Annotated in this window: 19 protein-coding genes, 4 tRNA genes and 1 other RNA gene; 13 read left to right on the top strand and 11 right to left on the bottom strand. The window is 72.9% G+C overall.

Annotation, left to right across the window (positions count from 1 at the left end):
• Positions 1-76: 76 nt before the first annotated feature.
• On the top strand, positions 77-634 hold the full coding sequence (locus tag ACNJ93_RS15110; RefSeq protein WP_418957927.1) for a hypothetical protein: 558 nt from the start codon (positions 77-79) through the stop codon (positions 632-634).
• 3 nt (positions 635-637) lie between these two features.
• On the opposite strand, the gene ACNJ93_RS15105 is transcribed toward ACNJ93_RS15110, so the two are convergent.
• Both ACNJ93_RS15105 and ACNJ93_RS15100 read right to left on the bottom strand, forming a co-directional pair.
• The gene (locus ACNJ93_RS15105) at positions 638-847 is read right to left on the bottom strand and encodes a hypothetical protein (protein WP_418957926.1); all 210 of its coding nucleotides are present in this window, start codon (positions 845-847) and stop codon (positions 638-640) included.
• A gap of 94 nt (positions 848-941) precedes the next feature.
• Positions 942-1029: transfer RNA gene (locus tag ACNJ93_RS15100), tRNA-Ser, on the bottom strand.
• A gap of 108 nt (positions 1030-1137) precedes the next feature.
• Here ACNJ93_RS15100 and ffs point away from each other — a divergent pair.
• The 6 genes from ffs (at position 1138) to ACNJ93_RS15070 (ending at position 9359) form a co-directional block, all read left to right on the top strand.
• Positions 1138-1236, top strand: an RNA gene (gene ffs, locus ACNJ93_RS15095) — signal recognition particle sRNA small type.
• A 42-nt stretch (positions 1237-1278) separates the two neighbouring features.
• Complete coding sequence (locus ACNJ93_RS15090; RefSeq protein WP_418957925.1) at positions 1279-3420, top strand: DNA polymerase III subunit gamma and tau; 2142 nt, start codon at positions 1279-1281, stop codon at positions 3418-3420.
• Between the two features lie 61 nt (positions 3421-3481).
• Entirely contained in the window at positions 3482-4732 is a 1251-nt protein-coding gene (gene purD, locus ACNJ93_RS15085; RefSeq protein ID WP_418957924.1) for a phosphoribosylamine--glycine ligase, read from the top strand.
• Between the two features lie 251 nt (positions 4733-4983).
• Positions 4984-6681, top strand: a complete 1698-nt coding sequence (locus ACNJ93_RS15080; RefSeq protein WP_418957923.1) for a hypothetical protein — start codon at positions 4984-4986, stop codon at positions 6679-6681.
• A 230-nt stretch (positions 6682-6911) separates the two neighbouring features.
• Positions 6912-8372 carry a N,N-dimethylformamidase beta subunit family domain-containing protein gene (locus ACNJ93_RS15075; RefSeq protein ID WP_418957922.1) on the top strand — a complete coding sequence of 487 codons (1461 nt, stop codon included), beginning with the start codon at positions 6912-6914 and terminating at the stop codon, positions 8370-8372.
• Positions 8373-8447: 75 nt separating this feature from the next.
• A complete protein-coding gene (locus ACNJ93_RS15070; protein ID WP_418957921.1) occupies positions 8448-9359 on the top strand; it encodes a phosphoribosylaminoimidazolesuccinocarboxamide synthase in 912 nt (303 codons plus the stop codon).
• Between the two features lie 210 nt (positions 9360-9569).
• Here the strand turns inward: ACNJ93_RS15070 and ACNJ93_RS15065 are convergent.
• The 8 genes from ACNJ93_RS15065 to ACNJ93_RS15030 form a co-directional block, all read right to left on the bottom strand.
• A tRNA-Gly gene (locus tag ACNJ93_RS15065) sits at positions 9570-9645 on the bottom strand.
• Positions 9646-9667: 22 nt separating this feature from the next.
• Positions 9668-10276, bottom strand: coding sequence for a response regulator (locus ACNJ93_RS15060; RefSeq protein ID WP_418957920.1), 609 nt, complete (start codon positions 10274-10276; stop codon positions 9668-9670).
• Positions 10273-11628, bottom strand: a complete 1356-nt coding sequence (locus tag ACNJ93_RS15055; RefSeq protein ID WP_418957919.1) for a sensor histidine kinase — start codon at positions 11626-11628, stop codon at positions 10273-10275. The genes ACNJ93_RS15060 and ACNJ93_RS15055 overlap by 4 nt, the downstream gene beginning before the upstream one ends.
• A 101-nt stretch (positions 11629-11729) precedes the next feature.
• The gene (locus tag ACNJ93_RS15050) at positions 11730-12494 is read right to left on the bottom strand and encodes an ABC transporter permease (RefSeq protein ID WP_418957918.1); all 765 of its coding nucleotides are present in this window, start codon (positions 12492-12494) and stop codon (positions 11730-11732) included.
• A complete protein-coding gene (locus tag ACNJ93_RS15045; RefSeq protein WP_418957917.1) occupies positions 12491-13510 on the bottom strand; it encodes an ABC transporter ATP-binding protein in 1020 nt (339 codons plus the stop codon). The genes ACNJ93_RS15050 and ACNJ93_RS15045 overlap by 4 nt, the downstream gene beginning before the upstream one ends.
• 136 nt (positions 13511-13646) lie before the next feature.
• Positions 13647-13719 (bottom strand) — tRNA-Gly (locus ACNJ93_RS15040).
• Positions 13720-13799: 80 nt separating this feature from the next.
• Positions 13800-13871 (bottom strand) — tRNA-Gly (locus ACNJ93_RS15035).
• A 112-nt stretch (positions 13872-13983) separates the two neighbouring features.
• Entirely contained in the window at positions 13984-14316 is a 333-nt protein-coding gene (locus tag ACNJ93_RS15030) for a histone-like nucleoid-structuring protein Lsr2 (RefSeq protein ID WP_418957916.1), read from the bottom strand.
• 316 nt (positions 14317-14632) lie between these two features.
• On the opposite strand from ACNJ93_RS15030, the gene purS reads away from it, so the two are divergent.
• From purS to purL, 3 genes are read left to right on the top strand one after another with little or no spacing between them, the layout of a single operon-like run.
• A complete protein-coding gene (gene purS / locus ACNJ93_RS15025) occupies positions 14633-14878 on the top strand; it encodes a phosphoribosylformylglycinamidine synthase subunit PurS (RefSeq protein WP_418957915.1) in 246 nt (81 codons plus the stop codon).
• Entirely contained in the window at positions 14875-15555 is a 681-nt protein-coding gene (gene purQ, locus ACNJ93_RS15020) for a phosphoribosylformylglycinamidine synthase subunit PurQ (RefSeq protein WP_418957914.1), read from the top strand. Before purS ends, purQ begins: the two co-directional genes overlap by 4 nt.
• Positions 15555-17804 carry a phosphoribosylformylglycinamidine synthase subunit PurL gene (gene purL / locus ACNJ93_RS15015; protein ID WP_418957913.1) on the top strand — a complete coding sequence of 750 codons (2250 nt, stop codon included), beginning with the start codon at positions 15555-15557 and terminating at the stop codon, positions 17802-17804. The genes purQ and purL overlap by 1 nt, the downstream gene beginning before the upstream one ends.
• A gap of 73 nt (positions 17805-17877) precedes the next feature.
• On the opposite strand, the gene ACNJ93_RS15010 is transcribed toward purL, so the two are convergent.
• Positions 17878-18282, bottom strand: a complete 405-nt coding sequence (locus ACNJ93_RS15010; protein ID WP_418957912.1) for a nuclear transport factor 2 family protein — start codon at positions 18280-18282, stop codon at positions 17878-17880.
• 88 nt (positions 18283-18370) lie between these two features.
• On the opposite strand from ACNJ93_RS15010, the gene ACNJ93_RS15005 reads away from it, so the two are divergent.
• The 3 genes from ACNJ93_RS15005 to purF all read left to right on the top strand — a co-directional run bounded on the left by ACNJ93_RS15005 (position 18371) and on the right by purF (position 21797).
• Entirely contained in the window at positions 18371-19159 is a 789-nt protein-coding gene (locus ACNJ93_RS15005; RefSeq protein WP_418957911.1) for a sterol carrier family protein, read from the top strand.
• A 40-nt stretch (positions 19160-19199) separates the two neighbouring features.
• Positions 19200-20018, top strand: a complete 819-nt coding sequence (locus ACNJ93_RS15000; RefSeq protein ID WP_418957910.1) for an META domain-containing protein — start codon at positions 19200-19202, stop codon at positions 20016-20018.
• A gap of 252 nt (positions 20019-20270) precedes the next feature.
• Entirely contained in the window at positions 20271-21797 is a 1527-nt protein-coding gene (gene purF, locus ACNJ93_RS14995) for an amidophosphoribosyltransferase (RefSeq protein WP_418957909.1), read from the top strand.
• Positions 21798-21810: the final 13 nt, after the last annotated feature.

Genomic DNA, 21810 nt, shown 5'->3' with positions numbered 1-21810 from the left:
GAGCGGGGCGCTCCGTCGGGGTGATCGTCGGTGTGGCTGCGTGAACGGGGGCGGTGCGGTGGGGAGGGTGGCGCGCATGCGTCTTTCCTCTTCCCTGCCGCGCCGTGTCCTGCTCCCGTTCGTGGCCGCGGTCGCGCTGCTGAGCACCGGCGGGACGTCGGTGGCCGCGGTGGCGGACTGCGGTTCCGTCATCACGGCCCCGCTCGCCGACCCGGTCCCCGCCGACGACCCGTGCCCCAGCTCCGATCCGGTGGTGTGCCGGATCCGGGTGATGCCGATGGACGAGAAGGTCGAGGCCCAGCGCACGCGGATGCGGTACCACGACCTCCTGGAGGACATGCACCGCACCGAGGCCGCGATGCGCGAGGCCGGCGCGACGGACGAGGAGATCGCCCGGGAGCTGGTCGACATGCGCAACCAGGCCAAGGCGATCACCCGCGCCGGGATGACCCCGGAGGAGGTCCGCATCCTCGAGGCCCGCAACATGGCCAAGTACGGCAACCCCCTCGGCCCCACGGCGGACCAGCTCCACGCCAAGTACGGGACCTGGCAGCAGGTCATCGACGCGAGCATGCGCACCAGCTACGCCGTCGACCGCGAACTGAGCCTCGAGTACCGCCCCTGCCCGGTGTGACGGTCAGAAGGCACCGCGCCACCAGTGGGCGGGCGGGTCGCCGTACGGGTGGGCGTCGGGGCGGCGGACGATGCGCGCGTCGAGGGCGTGCACGAGGGCGCGCAGTTCGCGGGCGCTCTTCTTCGGCAGGGCGCAGAGGGCGAGCTCCAGCAGGTCCCGCTCGTCCGCCGGCTCGGGGCAGCACTCCCGGACACCGCACCGGTCCCACCGCATGACACGCATCACAGGCCGCACCGGCGCACCCGGGAACGCCGAAGGGCCCCACCGCGAACGGTGGGGCCCTTCGACAAAGTGCCCGGTGAGGCACTGGCGGAGGATACGAGATTCGAACTCGTGAGGGGTTGCCCCCAACACGCTTTCCAAGCGTGCGCCCTAGGCCTCTAGGCGAATCCTCCGCCGGGAACATTACATGACCGAGGGGGGTGCTCGCGAACTCGATGTTTCGGGGGTTCGCCGAGGTGGGTGGGGGTGGTGGGGGAGGGGGTCGGATCGGGTACTCTGGGCGGAGCCCCTCACGTGGCGCTATCTGACTGAACTCCCCCAGGGCCGGAAGGCAGCAAGGGTAGGTCGGCTCTGGCGGGTGCGTGGGGGGCGCTTGCGTTCTCCGGCACGGGTTGTCGGTGTGCGCCTATAACCTCGTATACGTGTCGTCTCTCGCGCTGTACCGCCGCTACCGCCCCGAGTCCTTCGCCGAGGTCATCGGGCAGGAGCATGTCACCGACCCGTTGCAGCAGGCCCTGCGGAACAACCGGGTCAATCACGCGTACCTGTTCAGCGGGCCCCGCGGCTGCGGCAAGACGACCAGTGCCCGGATCCTCGCCCGGTGCCTGAACTGCGAGCAGGGGCCGACGCCCACTCCGTGCGGCGAGTGCCAGTCCTGTCGGGACCTCGCGCGGAACGGGCCGGGGTCCATCGACGTCATCGAGATCGACGCCGCCTCCCACGGTGGCGTGGACGACGCCCGTGACCTGCGGGAGAAGGCCTTCTTCGGGCCCGCCTCCAGCCGGTACAAGATCTACATCATCGACGAGGCGCACATGGTCACCTCGGCGGGCTTCAACGCCCTGCTGAAGGTGGTCGAGGAGCCGCCGGAGCACCTCAAGTTCATCTTCGCCACGACCGAGCCCGAGAAGGTCATCGGGACCATCCGGTCGCGGACGCATCACTATCCCTTCCGGCTCGTGCCGCCCGGGACGCTGCGGGAGTACCTCGCCGAGGTCTGCGGACGCGAGGGTATCCCCGTCGAGGACGGCGTGCTGCCGCTCGTCGTACGGGCCGGCGCCGGCTCCGTGCGTGACTCGATGTCCGTCATGGACCAGCTGCTCGCCGGCGCCGCCGCGGACGGTGTGACGTATGCCATGGCCACGTCCCTGCTCGGGTACACCGACGGGTCGCTGCTCGACTCCGTCGTCGACGCCTTCGCGGCGGGGGACGGGGCCGCGGCCTTCGAGGTCGTCGACCGTGTCGTCGAGGGCGGGAACGATCCGCGGCGGTTCGTCGCCGATCTCCTCGAGCGGCTGCGCGATCTGGTGATCCTCGCCGCCGTGCCCGACGCCGCCGAGAAGGGCCTGATCGACGCGCCCGCCGACGTGGTCGAGCGGATGCAGGCGCAGGCGTCGGTGTTCGGGGCCGCCGAGCTGAGCCGCGCCGCCGACCTGGTCAACGCCGGGCTCACCGAGATGCGCGGCGCCACCTCGCCGCGCCTGCAGCTGGAGCTGATCTGCGCGCGGGTGCTGCTGCCCGCCGCGTTCGACGACGAGCGGGCGCTGCTGGCCCGGCTCGACCGGCTGGAGCGCGGCGTCGCGGCCGCGCCCGCCCCCGTACCCGTCGTCACGCCCGCCCCGCCCGCCCCCGCGACGGGGTACGTGCCGGGGCCCGACGCGCATACGCCGATGGCCCCGCCGCCGCAGGCCCCGCCCGCCCCCCAGGCCCCCCAGCCGCCCGCCCCGCAGCCGCAGGCCGCTCAGCCCCAGCCGCCCGCCCCCCAGGCCCCGCCCGCTCCCGCGCCGGCCGCCCGCCCCGGCGCGTGGCCCGGCGCCGCCGCGCCCGGCAGCGGTGCCGCGCCCGGCGCCTGGCCCGGGGCCGCCGCCCCCGGCAGCGGCGCATCCGCGCCCGCGCCCACCCCGGCCACGCAGCAACCGCCCCAGCAGCCCCAGGCCCAGTCCCCCACCGCCACCGCCCCCGCCCAGCCCTCCGGCGACATGGCGCAGGGTGCCGCGCAGGTGCGGAACATGTGGCCGTCGATCCTCGACGCCGTCAAGAACCGCCGCCGTTTCACGTGGATCCTGCTCTCGCAGAACGCGCAGGTCGCCGGCTTCGACGGCACCACCCTCCAGCTCGGCTTCCTCAACGCCGGCGCCCGCGACAACTTCGCGAGCAGCGGCAGCGAGGACGTCCTGCGCCAGGCCCTCGCCGACCAGTTCGGCGTGCACTGGAAGATCGAGGCGATCGTCGACCCGTCGGGCGGCTCCGCCCCGCCCCCGGCCGCCACGGGCTTCGGCGGCGGCCGCCCCGCCCCGCCGCCCCCGGCCCCCGTCGCCCCGAGCCACCAGCAGGCCCCGCCGGTCCGGGCCCCGCAGCCGCCCCCGGCCGCGCCGCAGGCCCAGGCGCCCGCGCCGGCGCGGACGCAGGCCCCCGCGCCCGTGCAGGCGCCGCCGCCGGTCGCGCCCGAGGACGACACCCCCGAGGAGGACGACCCGGACCTCGTCGAGTCGGCGCTCTCCGGGCACGAACTGATCGTGCGGGAGCTCGGCGCCACCGTTGTGGAGGAATACACCAACGAATAGGGCCGTCTCGCTCGGTGGCCCGCACAAGGGGCACTCCGCCCCGCGGGCTACCCTGGCTGGCGTGAAGGTCCTCGTCATCGGCGGCGGCGCCCGCGAACACGCCCTGTGCCGCTCCCTCTCCCTCGATCCCGACGTCACCGCTCTGCACTGCGCGCCCGGCAACGCCGGAATCGCGGAGGTCGCCGAGGTGCACCCCGTCGACCAGCTGGACGGCGACGCCGTCGCCGCGCTGGCCAGGCAGCTCGACGCCGGCCTGGTCGTCGTCGGCCCGGAGGCCCCGCTCGTCGCGGGCGTCGCCGACGCCGTGCGCGCGGCCGGCATCCCCTGCTTCGGCCCCTCGAAGGAGGCGGCGCAGCTGGAGGGCTCCAAGGCCTTCGCCAAGGACGTGATGGCCGGCGCGAACGTCCCGACGGCCCGCTCGTACGTGTGCACCACGGCCGAGGAGGTCGACGAGGCGCTGGACGCGTTCGGCGCCCCGTACGTCGTGAAGGACGACGGTCTGGCGGCCGGCAAGGGCGTCGTCGTGACCGACGACCTGGCCCAGGCCCGCGCGCACGCGCTCGCCTGCGACCGGGTGGTCATCGAGGAGTACCTGGACGGCCCCGAGGTCTCCCTCTTCGCGATCACCGACGGCACGACCGTGCTGCCGCTGCAGCCCGCGCAGGACTTCAAGCGCGCGCTGGACGGCGACGAGGGCCCCAACACCGGGGGCATGGGTGCGTACTCGCCGCTGCCCTGGGCCGACCCGAAGCTGGTCGACGAGGTCATGGAGTCCGTGCTCCAGCCGACCGTCGACGAACTGCGCCGCCGCGGCACGCCGTTCGCCGGCCTGCTGTACGCGGGGCTGGCGATCACCAGCCGCGGTGTGCGGGTGATCGAGTTCAACGCGCGCTTCGGCGACCCGGAGACCCAGGTCGTGCTGGCCCGGCTGAAGACCCCGCTCGCGGGCGTCCTGCTGCGCGCCGCCGAGGGCACGCTGGCGGACCAGCCCCCGCTGAGCTGGAGCGACGACGCGGCGGTCACCGTCGTCGTCGCCTCGCACAACTACCCCGGGACGCCGCGCACCGGCGACCCGATCGCGGGCCTGGCCGAGGTCGCGGAGCAGGACGCGCCGCACGCGTACGTGCTGCACGCGGGCACGAAGCGGGACGGCGACCGGGTGCTGAGCGCCGGCGGCCGCGTCCTGTCGGTCACCGCTACCGGTTCGGACCTGGCGCAGGCCCGTGAGCGGGCGTACGCGGCGGTCGGCCGTATCCGGCTTGACGGTGCGCAGCACCGGACGGACATCGCCCGCAAGGCCGCCGGGGAGTGACCCCCGGGGGCGGGAGGGAAGTGTCCTTCCCTTCCGCCCCACCGTCATCACCTTTGCCCAAAGCCATTCCATCGAGTGACGGCTGAGCCATCCGGATGACGCATGCGTGCACCCTTACTAGGGTGCCGCGAAGGCGGTCCGGCACTTGGCCCACCGACATTGCGATGTCGGTGGCGGGTGCCACAGTGGGGGAGTGAGCTACACCGCCACAGGCAGTCCCGACGAGGGCACGAGGGGGGTGAGGTAGGGCCATGTCCGGTACCGGTTCCGGTTCCGCCGCTGCGGAGGAGCGGGGCGCGCGCGCCGCGCGTCTGCGGGCCCTCGCCGTCCTCCGCGTCCGCTCGTGGGCCACGGCCCTGGCGCTGCTGCCCGCGGCCGCCGCGGTCGTCCTGCTCGCCGCCGGCCCCGCCGGCCATCTGACCGGCGCCGGCTGGGACGCGGTCCGCTGGACGGTGACCGCCGTCGCGGTCCTCGTCCTCCTCGCGGCCGGCGTCGTCGCGCTGGTGATCGCGCGGGCCCGGCCCGCCGTCACGCCGACGGTCGAGCTCGCCGAGCCCGCCGCCCCCGATCTGTACCGGATGGTGCAGGACCTGGCCGACCGGCTCGGCGTCCCCGCGCCCTCCGCGATAGCCCTGACGCCGGACTGCGACAGCTGGCTGGAGGACCGTACGCATCCGGCGCACGGCCCCCGGCCGAACGCGCTGCGCCGGGCGCCCGACGCCCCGGTGCTGGTCATCGGCTCGCCGTTCCTCTGGTGGATGCGGGTCGGCGAGCTGCGCGCGGTGCTCGCGCCGGTCGTCGCCGGTACGGGTCCGTCCGCGCAGCCCGACATAGCCGCGGCCCGGCGTTTCGTGCAGGGCCTGGACGCGGCGGTGGCCGCGCCCCGCCGCCCCGGGCTCGACCCGGTCCGCCGCCTCGGGGCCCGCGGGGTCGGCGCGGTCGCCCGGGTGCTGCTGCGCAGCTGCCGCGGACATGCCGCCGAGATGGAGCGGGGCGTCGCCGCCGCCTCGTCCGAGCGCGCCCAGGCCGTCGACTACGGGGTGCGGATCGTCGCCCAGGAGCAGGTCGGGCTCGCGTACGCGGGCTGGGACCGGCTGCTGACCCGGGTCGCGCTGCCGGCATGGCGGATGGGCCGCTGGCCCTCGCGGCTGGACGCGGGCGTGGTCTCGGCGCTGACCGAGCTGTCCCGCCGCGACCGGCTGGCGGAGGGCTTCACGTCCCGGCTCGGCGAGCGCCCGGCCTGCGACCTCCTGGAGGAGCCCGGCACCGTCGACGAGGCGGCCTCGCTGCTGGCCGCGCGGCTCTTCCACGGCGGCCCCGCGGAGCCGGGCCCGGACTGGTCGCCGGTGGACTGGCAGCAGTACCCGGACGAGGTCGTGGACCGGAAGTGGCGTGCGGACGCGGCCCGCCTGTTCGCCGTACTGGACCGGCTGGGCGTCCTGGAGGCGTCCCCGGACCCGGAGGACTCGATGGACGGCCGCGTGGACGGCCCGACGCTGGCGCGCGTCCTGACCCACCTCTCGACGGCGCCGACCGCCGCGGAGAGCCCCTCCGAGGCCCTCGCCGCGGCCCTGACCGCCGCGGTGGCGCGGGAGGAGGCCGGCCGGCCGGAGCCCGCGCCGGTGGCGCTGCCCGGCGCGCCCGGCTCCCCGCACGCCGTCTACGGCTCCGACGCGCTCCCCCTGTTCCCGCTGCAGCCGCCCCGCACCGGGCGCGAGCTGCTCGCCGATCACGTGACGGCCATGGTGTGCTGCGCCGCGGTGGACACCGCGGGGGCCCGTCCCGGGCTCGACTGGCTGGACGGCCCCGCCCTCTTCCTGGGCGAAGAGCGCCAGTCGGAGCTGAGCGGCTGCGTGCTGACGCTCGTCGAGGACGGCGATCCCGATCCGCTGAGGCTCTGGCTGGCCCGTACCGGCGTGCGGCCGGAGAAGCCCGTCCGGCTGGTCTGAGACCGCCCCGCCAGGCCCACCCGTACCGTCCGGAGCCGGAAGTCCCGCTTCCGTTCCCGTCAATTCGCGACGAACGGTGACGGACTGCGTGCGTTATGTGATGTGCTGGGTTTCGGCACTGACAACGGATCCGCGCCACGGCTCGCGCCAGGCTTGCGCCAGGCACGCCACGGCGCACGGCGGACGCACACACCACCACAGGCGCGGGGGAGTCGAGGGAGGGGCGCAACATGGGGGCGGAACACATCCGGCGATGGGAATCAGGGGCGCTCGCCCACGCCGTCACGGACCCCTTCGGGCAGGGCCCGCTGCCCTGGCTGCGCGGCAGCGAGCACTACTTCGACGACACCGGCCAGGTCGTCCCCTGGTACGCCGACGCCACCCTCGACGCGACGAGCGGCGGCGGCCCGCGCACGGCCGACGACGTGCGCCGCCAGATCAAGGGCTTCGCCTCCGACGCGGCGGTCGCGCCCGGCGAGGCGATCGACTTCCACATCACCGTGGACCCGCCCCAGCAGTTCTCGGTCGACGTCTACCGGATCGGCCACTACGGCGGCGACGGCGCCGCCAAGATCACCACCAGCCCGCGGCTCGCCGGCATCGTCCAGCCGCCGCCGCTCACCGCCGACCGAACCGTCTCCTGCCACCACTGGTGGCAGTCCTGGCGGCTGCAGATCCCCTCGTACTGGTCGATCGGCGCGTACGTCGCCGTGCTCACCACCGTGGACGGCTACCGCTCCCACATCCCGTTCACGGTCCGCGACGACCACCCGGCCGACCTGCTGCTCGTCCTGCCGGACATCACCTGGCAGGCGTACAACCTCTACCCGGAGGACGGCCGCACGGGCGCCAGCCTCTACCACGCCTGGGACGAGGACGGCCGGCTGCTCGGCGAGGAGGACGCGGCCGTCACCGTGTCCTTCGACCGCCCGTACGCCGGCGCGGGCCTCCCGCTGCACGTGGGCCACGCCTACGACTTCATCCGCTGGGCCGAGCGCTACGGCTACGACCTCGCCTACGCCGAGACCCGCGATCTGCACGCGGGCCGCGTCGACCCCACCCGCTACCGCGGCCTGGTCTTCCCCGGCCACGACGAGTACTGGTCCGTCCCCATGCGCCGGACCGTCGAGCTCGCCCGCGAACAGGGCACCTCCCTGGTCTTCCTGTCCGCCAACAGCCTGTACTGGCAGGTCGAGCTCGGCCCCTCGCCGTCCGGCGCGCCCGACCGGCTGCTCACCTGCCGCAAGCGACGCGGCCCCGGCCGCCCCGCGCTGTGGCGCGAGATCGACCGGCCCGAGCAGCAACTCCTCGGCATCCAGTACGCCGGGCGGGTCCCCGAACCGTCCCCGCTGGTCGTACGGAACGCCGGGCACTGGCTCTGGGAGGCGACGGGCGCCGGCGAGGGCGACGAGATCCCCGGCCTGGTCGCCGGCGAGGCCGACCGGTACTTCCCGCGCACCGCGCTCCCGCCGCACGAGAGCCGCATCCTGCTCGCCCACTCGCCCTACCGCGACACCGAGGGCGCGCTCCGGCACCAGGAGACCTCGCTGTACCGATCCCCGTCCGGCGCCTGGGTGTTCGCCTCCGGCACCTTCGCCTGGTCGCCCGCGCTGGACCGGCCGGGCCACACCGACCTGCGTATCCAGCGCGCCACCGCCAACCTTCTGGACCGCATCTGCAAGCGTGACTGACCGGCCCGACCACCGGCTTCCCGGCCGGGTGAGAGAGAATCGGACCGCTCCTGGATCAACCTACGCGGAGGAACCGTGTCCGGATTCGTAGAAAAGCCCGAGCCTGTCCAGGTCCCGGGCCTCACCCATCTCCACACGGGCAAGGTGCGCGACCTGTACCGCGACGAGGCCGGCAACCTCGTCATGGTGGCCAGCGACCGCATGTCCGCGTACGACTGGGTGCTGCCCACCGAGATCCCGGACAAGGGCCGCGTGCTCACCCGGCTCTCGCTGTGGTGGTTCGACCTGCTCGCCGACCTGGTGCCGAACCACGTCCTGTCGACCGAGCTGCCCGAGGGCGCCCCGGCCGACTGGCAGGGCCGCACCCTCGTCTGCAAGTCGCTCGACATGGTGCCCGTCGAGTGCGTCGCCCGCGGTTACCTGACCGGCTCCGGCCTCGTCGAGTACGAGCAGCACCGCACGGTCTGCGGCCTCGCCCTGCCCGCGGGCCTCACCGACGGCTCCGAGCTGCCCGCGCCGATCTTCACCCCCGCCACGAAGGCCGCCGTCGGCGACCACGACGAGAACGTCAGCTACGAGGAGGTCGCCCGCCAGGTCGGCGCCGAGACCGCCGCGATGCTGCGCCAGACCACGCTCGCCGTGTACAGCCGGGCCCGTGACATCGCGCGGGAGCGCGGGATCATCCTCGCGGACACGAAGTTCGAGTTCGGCTTCGAGCACACCCCGAGCGGTCCGCATCTGGTCCTCGCCGACGAGGTCCTCACGCCGGACTCCTCCCGCTTCTGGCCGGCCGACCAGTGGCAGCCGGGCCGCGCCCAGCCCTCGTACGACAAGCAGTTCGTCCGCGACTGGCTGACCTCCCCCGCCTCGGGCTGGGACCGCACGAGCGAGCAGCCGCCGCCGGCCCTGCCGCAGGAGATCGTCGACGCGACGCGCGCCAAGTACATCGAGGCGTACGAGCTCCTCACGGGCACGAACTGGAGCTAGCGTCTGCCCGGCGGATCAGGGCCGGGGCCGCGACGCCTGGCACGGCACACCTCGCCGCGTTGCCGGAGCGCCTCGATAGCTCCGCTATCGAGGGGCTCCGGCGCCTTGCGATGCACCGCACCAGACGCCGCGGCCTGCCCGGCCCTGATCCACCGGGCAGACCCTAGACACGAAGAAGCCCCCGGTCGGATCGACCGGGGGCTTCTTTCATGGAGCGGACGACGAGATTCGAACTCGCGACCCTCACCTTGGCAAGGTGATGCTCTACCAACTGAGCCACGTCCGCCTGCGCCGTAGCGCTGCGCCCACTATACCCAACCTTTCGCCCGGGCGAGACGCACCGCCGTGTGCCGGTTCTCCGCACCGAGCTTCGCGGCGGCCGAGGAGAGGTAGTTCCGGACCGTCCCGGGGGACAGCGAGGCGCGCGCGGCGATCTCCGCGACGGGCGCTCCGTCGGCCGCGAGCTCCAGCACCTCGGCCTCGCGCGCGGTCAGAGGGGAGTCCCCCGCGGAGATCGCGTCGGCCGCCAACTCCGGGTCCACATAACGGTTTCCGTCCTGGACGGAGCGGATGATCTCGGCGAGCCGCTGCGCGCTGACGGTCTTCGGCACGAAGCCGCGCACCCCGGCGGCGAGGGCCCGCTTGAGGTGCCCGGGGCGGCCGTGACTGGTCACGATCATGGTCTTGCAGCCGGGCAGCCGGTCGCGCAGCGCTGTGGCGACCTTCACACCGTCCGCCCCCGGCATCTGCAGGTCCAGCACCGCGACGTCCGGCTCGTGCGCCAGCGCCATGGCGAGCGCCTCGGGCCCGGACGCGGCCTCGGCGACGACCACGAGGTCGTCCTCCAGCGCGAGCAGCGCGGCGAGCGCGCCCCGGATCAGATGCTCGTCGTCGGCGAGCAGCACGCGCACGGTCACACGATCTCCTTCGTCACTCCACCGGCCACGGAACGGGCCTCGGGGGCGGGGGCCGCCTGGGCCCGTACGGCTTCGGGGGCGTCGGTCGACGCGCCCCCGTTCGCCGAAGCGTCAGCCGCCGGCCCCGGCCTCAGCGGTATGCGGGCCGTGACGCGGAAGCGGCCGCCCCGGCGGGGGCCCGCGTCCAGGGTGCCGTCCACGGCCGCGAGGCGTTCGCGGAGGCCGGCCAGGCCCGAGCCGCCGGTGACCGGGGCGGCGGGCGATGCCGACTCCGGGGCGCCGTCGTTGTCGACCGTCAGCCGGACCCACCCGTCCTCCTCCCGCAGCGAGATCCGGCACTGCTTCGCGTCCCCGTGCCGCAGCACGTTCGTGGTCGCCTCGCGGACCACCCAGCCCAGCGCCGACTGCACCGCCCCGGGCAGCTCGATTCCCCCGCCCGGTTCCATCGCGCAGGCGATGCCCGCCGCCGCCAGCACGCCGCGCGCGCCCTCCAGCTCGACCCGCAGGTCCGCCTCGCGGTAGCCGCGCACCACGTCCCGTACCTCCCGCTGGGACTCCCGGGCGATCCGCTGCACCTCGGTCATCTGGTCCACGGCGCCCTCCGCGCGCCCCCGCCGCGCCAGCTGCACCGCGAGCTCGCTCTTCAGCGCGATCACCGACAGGTTGCGGCCCATGACGTCGTGCAGGTCGCGGCCGAACCGCAGCCGCTCCTCGGCGACGGCGAGCCGCGCCTTGAGCTCCCGGGACCGCTCCAGCTCCCACACGATCCGCAGCAGCCAGCCGGAGAAGCCGCAGGCGCCGACGAGGCCGGTGCCGCCGAACAGGATGCCGACCGTGAAGCCGACCGCCTCCGGAAGCCCGATCCCGAGCAGCGCGACCACCGCGCCCACGCCGACCGCCGCCACCGGCACGGTGCCGAGCATGTGCTTCACCTTGGGCAGGCACAGGGACAGATGGCCGAGGGTGAAGCTGACGAGCCCGACGGCGACCCCGGCGACGACCGAGGAGTCCGCGAGCGCACCGGTCCGCAGCAGGACCAGCACGGCGAGCGTCGCCGAGCCGGTGAGCGCGATCAGCGCCGCCGCGAGCCGCACCGGCCGCTCGCGGCGGCCGAGCCCCCAGTCCAGGGCCCGGGACGCGAGCACCGCGCTGAGCACGGCGTGCACGCAGACCAGCAGGAACAGGGCCGGCGTGTCGAGGGTGTCCAGCCGGATGTCGTCGCCCCTGCTGACGGGGATGCCGCCGAGGGCGATGACCTCCAGCGGCGCGAAGACGTGGAAGGTCCACCGCGTGTACAGCTCCACCTTGGCCGCGCTGCTGCGGCCGCTCCACCACCTCGTCAGCCTGGACACGGCCGACCCCCCTGTTCTCGTAAGCCCCCGGCGCCGCGTTCCCCCGAAGTCCGTCCCGGTCCGGCCGGTCCCCCGAAGTCCGTCCCGGTCCCGGACGGTGGCTAGCGCCGCGGTTCCCAGCGGAACCACTTCTGGACAGCAAACACGCTCAGCACGATCCAGGCCACCGTGGTGAGGCCGGCGCCCAGCAGTTCCTTGCCGCCGACCTGGCCGACGCCCAGCCAGCCGGCCCGGACCAGTTCCATGACCCCGCTGAGCGGGAGCAGTTCGGCGACGGGCGCGACCGCGTCCGGCAGGGCCTCGGTGGGCACCATCAGGCCCGAGCCCATGGCGGAGACCAGGAAGAACGGCAGCGTGGTCAGGCCCGCGCTCTCCACGGAGCGGGTGATCACGGTGGTGACGGCGGCCAGCCCGACGAGCAGCAGGATCCCGGCGACGACGCCGGCCAGCAGCAGGTCGGGGCGGCGCGGGGCGCTCGCGTCGAGGACGGCCGGGCCGAGCGCGGTGAGGATCGCGCACTGGACGAGGGCGATCACGGACGCGGGCAGCGCCGCGCCGGCCAGGATCTCGGTGTCGCGGGCCTCGCCGGTGCGCAGCCGCTTGAGGACCAGTTCCTCGCGGCGGGCGACGTAGGTCGCGACGAGGTTCATGTAGACGACGAGGACGAGGACCATGCCGGTGCCGCCGACGACCGTGGCCTCGGCGACGCCCATGGGCAGGTCGTCCGTGCCGGACAGCGAGGAGCGCAGCAGGAAGATCATCAGCACCGGCATCAGCAGTGCGACGAACAGGTTGTTGCGGTTGCGCGCGAGCAGGGTGAGTTCGGCCCGGCCGAGTGCGGTCAGGCGCGCGGCGGTGGCGTTCATCGGACCTCTTCGGGGTCGGCGGCGGTCGGGGCGGTCGGGGAGACGGCGGAAGCCGGGGACGCGGCGGGTGCCGACGAGGACGCAGCGGCAGCCGCGGACGCGTCCGCGGTCGGTGGGTCGTCGGCGCGGGAGGCGATCTCCAGGAACGCCTCCTCCAGCGAGGCGGAGCGGGCGTCGAGCCCTTCCAGCCGTACGCCCTCCCCCGCGGCCCAGCCCAGCAGCTCGCCGAGCGCGTCCTGCAGCGCGTGGGTACGGATCTCCACGCGGCGCCCGTCCGCGGCGGCCCGCAGGCCGAGCGGCAGCCGCTCGGGGCCGGTGCCCTCGGGCAGGACGAACCGGATCCGGGCGGGCCGGGAGGCGGTGACCTCGGCGGGCGTGCCGGCGGTGACGATCCGGCCGCGGTGCATGATCGCCAGCCGGTCGGCGAGGGCCTCGGCCTCCTCCAGGTAGTGCGTGGTGAGCAACACCGTCGCCCCGGTCCCGCGCAGCCGGCGGACCAGCTCCCAGGTGTCCCGGCGGCCCTCGGCGTCCAGGCCGGTCGTGGGCTCGTCGAGGAACAGCACCTCGGGCCGGCCGAGCAGGGCGAGCGCCAGGTCGAGGCGCCGGCGTTCGCCGCCGGAGAGCTGCTTGACGCGGACCCCGGCGCGGCCGGTGAGGCCGACGAGCTCCAGGGCCTCGGCCGTGGGCCGGGCGTGCGTGGTGCAGCCGGCCCACATGCGTACGGTTTCGGCCACGGTCAGATCGGAGGGGAAGCCGCCCTCCTGCAACATCATGCCGATCCGGGGGCGGACGGCGGCCCGCTCGGTGTACGGGTCGTGCCCGAGCACCCGTACCGTCCCGCCGCTGGGCCGCGCCAGCCCCTCCAGGAGCTCGACCGTGGAGGTCTTGCCGGCGCCGTTCGTGCCGAGGAGCGCGAAGATCTCGCCCCGGGGCACGGTGAAGGAGATCCCCCGGACGGCCTCGAAGCCGCCGGAGTAGGTCCGGTGGAGGCCGTCTGCCTCGATCACGTCTGTCATGCCTTCAGGCTCCCGGCGGAATCCGCCGGCCGGCAGTGCGCGCTGTCACGACTGCTCATGACAAATGTCATCGGGCGCCCACCGGGCCGGGGACACGTCAAAGGCCCCGGTCCGAAGACCGGGGCCTTTGATCCCGAGCGGACGACGAGATTCGAACTCGCGACCCTCACCTTGGCAAGGTGATGCTCTACCAACTGAGCCACGTCCGCATTGCTCCCGACCGGCTTTCACCGGGCGGTGCGAGCACCACTCTACCTGATCCACCGGAGTGGTCGGTATCGCGATGCAGAGCGGGTGACAGGAATTGCACACTGCGCCTTCCCCCTGGAAGGGGGATGTTCTACTACTGAACTACACCCGCACGCTGCGTGAGGTCCGGCCTGTCGGCCTCGCCCCTCGGCGTGATCCAGACTTTAGCCGATCGGCGGGGGTGGATGGCAAATCGCTTCCTGGCTGCCCGTCAGGGGCGGACCTCAACTGGCCTGCCGGAACGCCTCGTAGACCCGCTTGGGGATCCGGCCGCGGGCCGGCACCTCCATCTTGTGCGACTGTGCCCAGGCGCGGACGGCGGCCGGGTCCGGGGCCAGCGAGGTCACCGTGCGGGGCGCCGCGGGCGCGCCGGTGCGGCTCGCGCCCTGCTTTCGCCCGGCGGCCACGTAGGGTGCCAGGGCGTTGCGCAGTTTCTTTGCATTGGCGGGATTGAGGTCGATCTCGTACGTCTTACCGTCGAGGCCGAACGTGACCGTTTCCGCCGCTTCTCCGCCGTCGATGTCGTCGAAGAGCGTGACCACTACGCGCTGCGCCACGGATATCGGTCCTTTCCTGCGGTTCGTCGCGTCTGCATGCCTGTTGGGCGTGGCTGACGTGCGGCGATGCCGGATTTTCCGGCTGTTGAGGGGCAATGCTGCTTTCCTCTGCATTCCTTTGTACAGCGGTCGGCACGGCATCGTGAAGCCCCGGCAATTCCATCAGCGTGTCACGTCGGCGGCAATGGGCGCCGCGATTTTTCACATGGATTTTTCCTGGAGGTCTTTGTGGGCTCCTCCAAAAGTCTACTCGCGTAGAATTTGGAGGCAGGTACGCTGAAGGAACCGCCCACGCAACACACCACCGGGAGTGCCAGTGGCACGCGTCGTAGTCGACGTCATGCTCAAGCCGGAGATCCTCGACCCGCAGGGGCAGGCGGTGCACCGTGCACTGCCGCGTCTGGGTTTCGAGGGGATCGCCGACGTCCGTCAGGGGAAGCGCTTCGAGCTGGAGGTGGAGGGTCCGGTCGACGAGGCCGCCCTCGCCCGCATCCATGAGATGGCCGAAACCTTCCTCGCCAACACCGTGATCGAGGACTTCACCGTGAAGGTGGAGTCGTGACCTCTCGCATCGGAGTCGTCACTTTCCCTGGGACCCTCGACGACCAGGACGCTCTGCGTGCCGCCCGCCTCGCGGGCGCCGAGCCCGTCTCGCTGTGGCACCGCGACAAGGACCTCAAGCAGGTCGACGCCGTGGTCCTGGCCGGCGGCTTCTCCTACGGCGACTACCTGCGGGCCGGAGCCATCTCCCGCTTCTCGCCGGTGATGGAGACGATCATCGAGCAGGCGAAGGCGGGCATGCCCGTCCTCGGCATCTGCAACGGCTTCCAGATCCTCACCGAGGCCCACCTGCTGCCCGGCGCCATGCTGCGCAACAACCACCTCCACTTCATCTGCCGCGACCAGAAGCTGCGGGTGGAGAACGCGGAGACCGCCTGGACCTCGGACTACACCGAGGGCCAGGAGATCGAGGTCCCGCTCAAGAACATGGACGGCCGGTACGTCGCCGACGAGCGCACGCTCGACGAGCTGGAGGCCGAGGGGCGGGTGGCCTTCCGCTACCTGGACGTCAACCCCAACGGGTCGCTGCGCGACATCGCGGGCATCACCAACGCCGCGGGCAACGTGGTCGGCCTCATGCCGCACCCCGAGCACGCCGTCGAGCCGCTGGTCGGCACCGGCAAGACCGACGGCCTCGGTTTCTTCACCTCGATCCTCAAGAAGCTGGTCAACGCCTGATGAGCCTCGACACCGTCAAGCACGCCACCGAGACCCCGGACGTCGAGCAGCCGTGGGCCGAGCTCGGCCTCAAGGAGGACGAGTACGCGCGCATCCGCGAGATCCTCGGCCGCCGGCCCACCGGCGCCGAGCTCGCGATGTACTCGGTCATGTGGTCCGAGCACTGCTCGTACAAGAGCAGCAAGGTCCACCTGAAGCAGTTCGGCGAGAAGGCCCCCGAGAACGACGCCCTGCTCGTCGGCATCGGCGAGAACGCGGGCGTCGTCGACGTCGGCCAGGGGTACGCGGTCACCTTCAAGGTCGAGTCGCACAACCACCCCTCGTACATCGAGCCCTACCAGGGCGCGGCCACCGGCGTCGGCGGCATCGTCCGCGACATCCTCGCCATGGGCGCCCGCCCGGTCGCGGTCGTCGACCCGCTGCGCTTCGGCGCGGCCGACCACCCCGACACCAAGCGCGTCCTGCCCGGCGTCGTCGCCGGCATCGGCGGCTACGGCAACTGCCTGGGCCTGCCGAACATCGGCGGCGAGGTCGTCTTCGACGAGTGCTACCAGGGCAACCCGCTGGTCAACGCCGGCTGCATCGGCGTGATGAAGCACGAGGACATCCACCTCGCCAAGGCCTCCGGCCCCGGCAACAAGGTGATCCTCTACGGCGCCCGCACCGGCGGCGACGGCATCGGCGGCGTCTCGGTCCTCGCGTCCGAGACCTTCGACGACACCAAGCCCACCAAGCGCCCCGCCGTCCAGGTCGGCGACCCGTTCCAGGAGAAGCTCCTCATCGAGTGCACCCTGGAGATCTTCAAGGAGAAGCTGGTCGCCGGCATCCAGGACCTCGGCGGCGCCGGGCTCTCCTGCGCCACCTCCGAGCTGGCCTCGGCCGGTTCCGGCGGCATGCGGGTCGAGCTGGACACCGTGCCGCTGCGCGACGCGACGCTCTCGCCGGAGGAGATCCTCATGAGCGAGTCGCAGGAGCGCATGTGCGCGATCGTCGAGCCGCAGCACGTCGACCGCTTCATGGAGATCTGCGAGAAGTGGGACGTCACCGCCACCGTCATCGGTGAGGTCACGGACGGCGACCACCTGGAGATCTTCTGGCACGGCGAGCTGATCGTGGACGTGCCCCCGGGCACCGTCGCCCACGAGGGCCCGACGTACCACCGGCCGTACGCGCGCCCCGAGTGGCAGGACGCGCTGCAGGCCGACGACGCCGGCAAGCTGGCCCGCCCGCAGACCGGTGACGAGCTGAAGGACCAGGTCCTGAAGGTCGTCTCCTCGCCGAACCAGGCGTCGAAGGCGTGGATCACCGACCAGTACGACCGCTTCGTGCAGGGCAACACCGTGCTCGCCCAGCCCGAGGACGCCGGCATGGTCCGCATCGACGAGGAGACCAACCTCGGCGTGGCCATGGCGACCGACGGCAACGGCCGGTACGCCAAGCTCGACCCGTACACCGGCGCGCAGCTCGCGCTGGCGGAGGCGTACCGCAACGTCGCCGCCTCCGGCGCCAAGCCGCTGGCGATCTCCGACTGCCTGAACTTCGGCTCGCCCGAGGACCCGGCCGTCATGTGGCAGTTCGCCGAGGCCACCCGTGGTCTCGCGGACGGCTGCCAGAAGCTCGGCACCCCGGTCACCGGCGGCAACGTGTCGCTGTACAACCAGACCGGTGACGTGGCGATCCACCCGACGCCGGTCGTGGCCGTGCTCGGCGTGATCGACGACGTCAACCGCCGCACCCCCATCGCCTTCGCGGAAGAGGGCCAGCTCCTCTACCTGCTGGGCGACACCAAGGAGGAGTTCGGCGGCTCGGCGTGGTCCGAGGTGATCCACCAGCACCTCGGCGGCCTGCCGCCGGCGGTGGACCTCGACCGGGAGAAGCTGCTCGCCGAGATCCTGATCTCGGGCTCCCGCGACGGCATGATCGACGCGGCGCACGACCTCTCGGACGGCGGTCTGATCCAGGCGGTCGTCGAGTCCTGCCTGCGCGGCGGGACGGGCGCGCGCCTGATCGTGCCCGAGGGCCTGGACGCCTTCACGTTCCTCTTCAGCGAGTCGGCCGGCCGTGCGGTCGTGTCCGTCCCGCGCAGCGAGGAGCTCCGCTTCACCGACATGTGCGGCGCGCGCGGTCTGCCCGCGACCCGGATCGGTGTCGTGGACGGCGACGTCGTGGACGTCCAGGGCGAGTTCACGCTCTCCCTGGCCGAGCTGCGCGAGGCGCACGAGGCGACGATCCCGGGCCTGCTGGCCTGACGGAACGCGTGACGCGAGGGGCCCCCGCCGTACGGCGGGGGCCCCTCGCGCGTCGATGCCTGCCCGGCGCGGCCTATTCGGCCTTGCCCCAGAAGGCGTCGGCCTCGTCGATGTCCTCGACGCACTCGTCGACGTCGGAGACCTTGTCGCCGACGATCGTGAAGAAGAGGCCGCCCTTCATCTCGATGCCCCGGTCGCCGCGGTCGCCGTGCCACTTGTGGACGCTCATGACGTGGCCCCGGCCGTCGGGGAAGATGTGCTCCACCTCCACGCGGAAGGTGCCGTCGGTGAGCTCCATGAGCCTGCCGAAGTGGGCCAGGACGTTGTCGCGGCCCTTGAAGTGCCCGGACATCTGGCTCTCACCGGGCGAGTGATGCGTACAGTCGCCCGTCATCATGCCGGCGAGCGTCTCCATGTCTCCGGTGGCGAAGGCCTCGTAGCCCTTGCGCACCAATGCGGCGTGAGGGTGTTCCGCCATGATCCTTGCACCCCTCTCGTAGCCCTCTTCTCAGTCTCCGCCGGGCCACACCGCCCTGCCACACGGCGCAGGATCTACGCTCGGGCCCATGCCTCCTGCCAAGAAGCGCGCCCGCTCGTACGACTCCGCCAAGACCCGGGCCGCCGTCCTCGCGCAGTTCGAGAACGTGCGGTCGGCCGTCGCCACGCTCACGCCCGAGCAGCTCGACGGGCCGACCCGGCTGGGGGACTGGACGGTACGGGACCTGGTGGCCCACATGACGCTGGCGCTCGGCTCGGTCGCGCGGAAGCTCGGCGAGCCCGAGCCTCCGGTGCCGGAACTCGGCCTCCTGGAGTGGCCGTCGGTGACCGCGAGCGAGGCCGCGACGATCGACGAGGACACCCGGGCGATCGACACCGGTGACCTGCCGGGGCTGTACGCGCGGACGGCGGAGAGCTACGCGCTGCGCATCGCCGGCGTCTCCGACGACCGGCTCGTCCCGACCCGCTTCGGCGCCATGCGGCTCGGCGACCACCTGGTCACCCGGGCCGTCGAACTCGTCGTCCACACCGACGACCTGAACGCCGCGACCGGCCTGGAGGTCCCGTACGACCGCCAGGCCCTGGCCGCCTGCGCACGCCTGCTCGCGGACGCGCTGGCCGTGAAGGCTCCCGGGGGCGCGGTGGAGGTCCGCGTCCCCCCGTTCGCCGTCGTGCAGTGCGTCGCCGGTCCCCGGCACACCCGCGGCACCCCGCCGAACGTGGTCGAGACCGATCCGCTGACCTGGATCCGGCTGGCCACGGGCCGTACGGACTGGGCCACGGAACGGGCCGCGGCCCGGGTGAGCGCCAGTGGCGAGCGGGCCGACCTGGCGGACCTCCTGCCGCTCATGGGGTGACGGCCGGGAACCGCCCGGGCGGCGGCTCCGTCCCATCGACATGCAGAAGCCGCGCATCACCGCAGCCGCCGCCCTGGCCTCCCTCGCCGTGCTCGCCGCCTGTGGCACCGAGACCGGCACCGGTACGGGCGCCGGATCCCGCACCGTCACGTCCGACGCGCCCGTCACGAACATCCGCTGGTCCTTCGACTCGCTCACCGTGGACGGGAAGAAGACGCCCGCCCCGGCCGGGGCGTTCGTGGAGTTCGCCGAGAACGGCCGGGTCTCGGGCAACTCCGGCTGCAACCACTTCGGCGGCGCGGTCGCGGTGAACGAGGACGCCCTGACCGTCAGCCTCGGCGAGACCACCGAGATGGCCTGCGACGCCAAGCGCGACCGCTTCGAGTCGCTGCTGCACAAGACCTTCGACGGCCGGCTCAAGGCCGTCGTCGCCGACGGCACCCTCACCCTGACCCGGCCGGACGGCGACACGCTCGTGCTCGGCTCCGAGCCGCCCGCCCCGCTCAAGGGCACGAAGTGGACGGTCGACACGCTGGTGTCCGGCGAGACGGCCTCCTCGCTGCCCGCCGGGGCCGAGGGCCGGGCGTACTTCGTCCTCGGCGCGGACGGCCGGATCACCGGCAAGCTCGGCTGCAACGGCTTCTCGACCACGGCCGCCGTCTCCGGCACGACGATCACCTTCGGGCGGGTGATCACCACCAAGATGGTCTGCGCCGCCCCGCAGATGACCGTGGAAAAGGCGCTGCTGAAGCTGTTCGAGAGCCCCGCCACGTACGAGCTCCGCTTCCGTCAGCTCGCCCTCACGGCGCCCGACGGCTCCGGCGTGGCCGCCTCCGCAACGCGCGTAGCGAAGGACTGAGCGCTTCCCGGGAGCGCGCCGCGCCTGCGAACTCCGTCACACTCCGGGCCCGCACCGGGTCCCGTACGAGCGTCCGCTCTTCGGGGGCGCCCGCTCCGGCGAGTCCGCGGACCCCTTATCCCACCAGGGGTGCGGGGCCGCGGGACCGCTCCCGCGCACGCCGGTGGATCAACTCGTGCGATCGCACGACCTGCGCACTCCCGCACTTTCCCCAATTCGGACCAGTGGTCGACCTCGCCTACACTCGGAGGCGTGCCACGTGGTGACGGTCGACTCAATCACGATCTGCTCCCCGGCGAGAAAGGCCCCCAGGACGCGTGTGGCGTCTTCGGTGTCTGGGCTCCGGGTGAAGAGGTCGCAAAGCTCACGTACTTCGGGCTCTACGCCCTCCAGCATCGGGGTCAGGAATCCGCGGGAATCGCGGTCAGCAACGGCTCCCAGATCCTCGTCTTCAAGGACATGGGCCTCGTGTCCCAGGTCTTCGACGAGACCTCTCTCGGTTCCCTCCAGGGTCATATCGCGGTCGGTCACGCCCGCTACTCGACCACCGGGGCCTCCGTGTGGGAGAACGCGCAGCCGACGTTCCGGGCGACCGCCCACGGCTCGATCGCGCTCGGCCACAACGGCAACCTGGTGAACACGGCGCAGCTCGCCGAGATGGTCGCGGACCTGCCCAAGCAGGACGGCCGCTCCACGCAGGTCGCCGCCACCAACGACACCGATCTGGTCACCGCGCTGCTCGCGGGACAGGTCGGCGAGGACGGCACGCCGCTCACCATCGAGCAGGCGGCCGCGAAGATCCTCCCCGAGGTCCGGGGCGCCTTCTCCCTCGTCTTCATGGACGAGCACACGCTCTACGCGGCCCGTGACCCGCAGGGCATCCGCCCGCTGGTCCTCGGCCGGCTCGAGCGCGGCTGGGTGGTCGCCTCCGAGTCCGCCGCCCTCGACATCTGCGGCGCCAGCTTCGTCCGCGAGGTCGAGCCCGGCGAGATGATCGCGATCGACGAGAACGGCATCCGCACCTCGCGATTCGCGGAAGCGAAGCCCAAGGGCTGTGTTTTCGAGTACGTGTACCTGGCCCGCCCGGACACCGACATCGCCGGCCGGAACGTGTACCTCTCCCGCGTGGAGATGGGCCGCCGGCTCGCGAAGGAGGCCCCCGTCGAGGCCGACCTCGTCATAGCCACGCCCGAGTCCGGCACCCCGGCCGCCATCGGCTACGCGGAGGCCTCCGGCATCCCGTTCGGCGCCGGCCTGGTCAAGAACGCCTACGTCGGCCGGACCTTCATCCAGCCCTCCCAGACCATCCGCCAGCTCGGCATCCGGCTGAAGCTGAACCCCCTGAAGGAAGTCATCAAGGGGAAGCGGCTGGTCGTCGTCGACGACTCGATCGTCCGCGGCAACACGCAGCGCGCCCTCGTCCGCATGCTCCGCGAGGCGGGCGCCGCCGAGGTCCACATCCGGATCTCCTCCCCGCCGGTGAAGTGGCCGTGCTTCTTCGGCATCGACTTCGCCACCCGCGCGGAGCTGATCGCCAACGGGATGACGGTCGAGGAGATCGGCAAGTCGCTCGGCGCGGACTCGCTCTCGTACATCTCCCTCGACGGGATGATCGAGGCGACCACCATCGCCAAGCCGAACCTCTGCCGGGCCTGCTTCGACGGCGAGTACCCGATGGAGCTCCCGGACCCGGAGCTGCTCGGCAAGCAGCTGCTCGAGACGGAGCTGGCCGCCGGCCCCGCCGCCACCGCGGCGGCCGACGCCCTGCGCCGTCCGTAAGACCCCGCTGCAC

Source organism: Streptomyces tritici (assembly GCF_048500665.1).
In the GTDB taxonomy this organism is placed as follows: domain Bacteria; phylum Actinomycetota; class Actinomycetes; order Streptomycetales; family Streptomycetaceae; genus Streptomyces; species Streptomyces tritici.
This window is presented reverse-complemented; position numbering and strand designations above follow the sequence as displayed.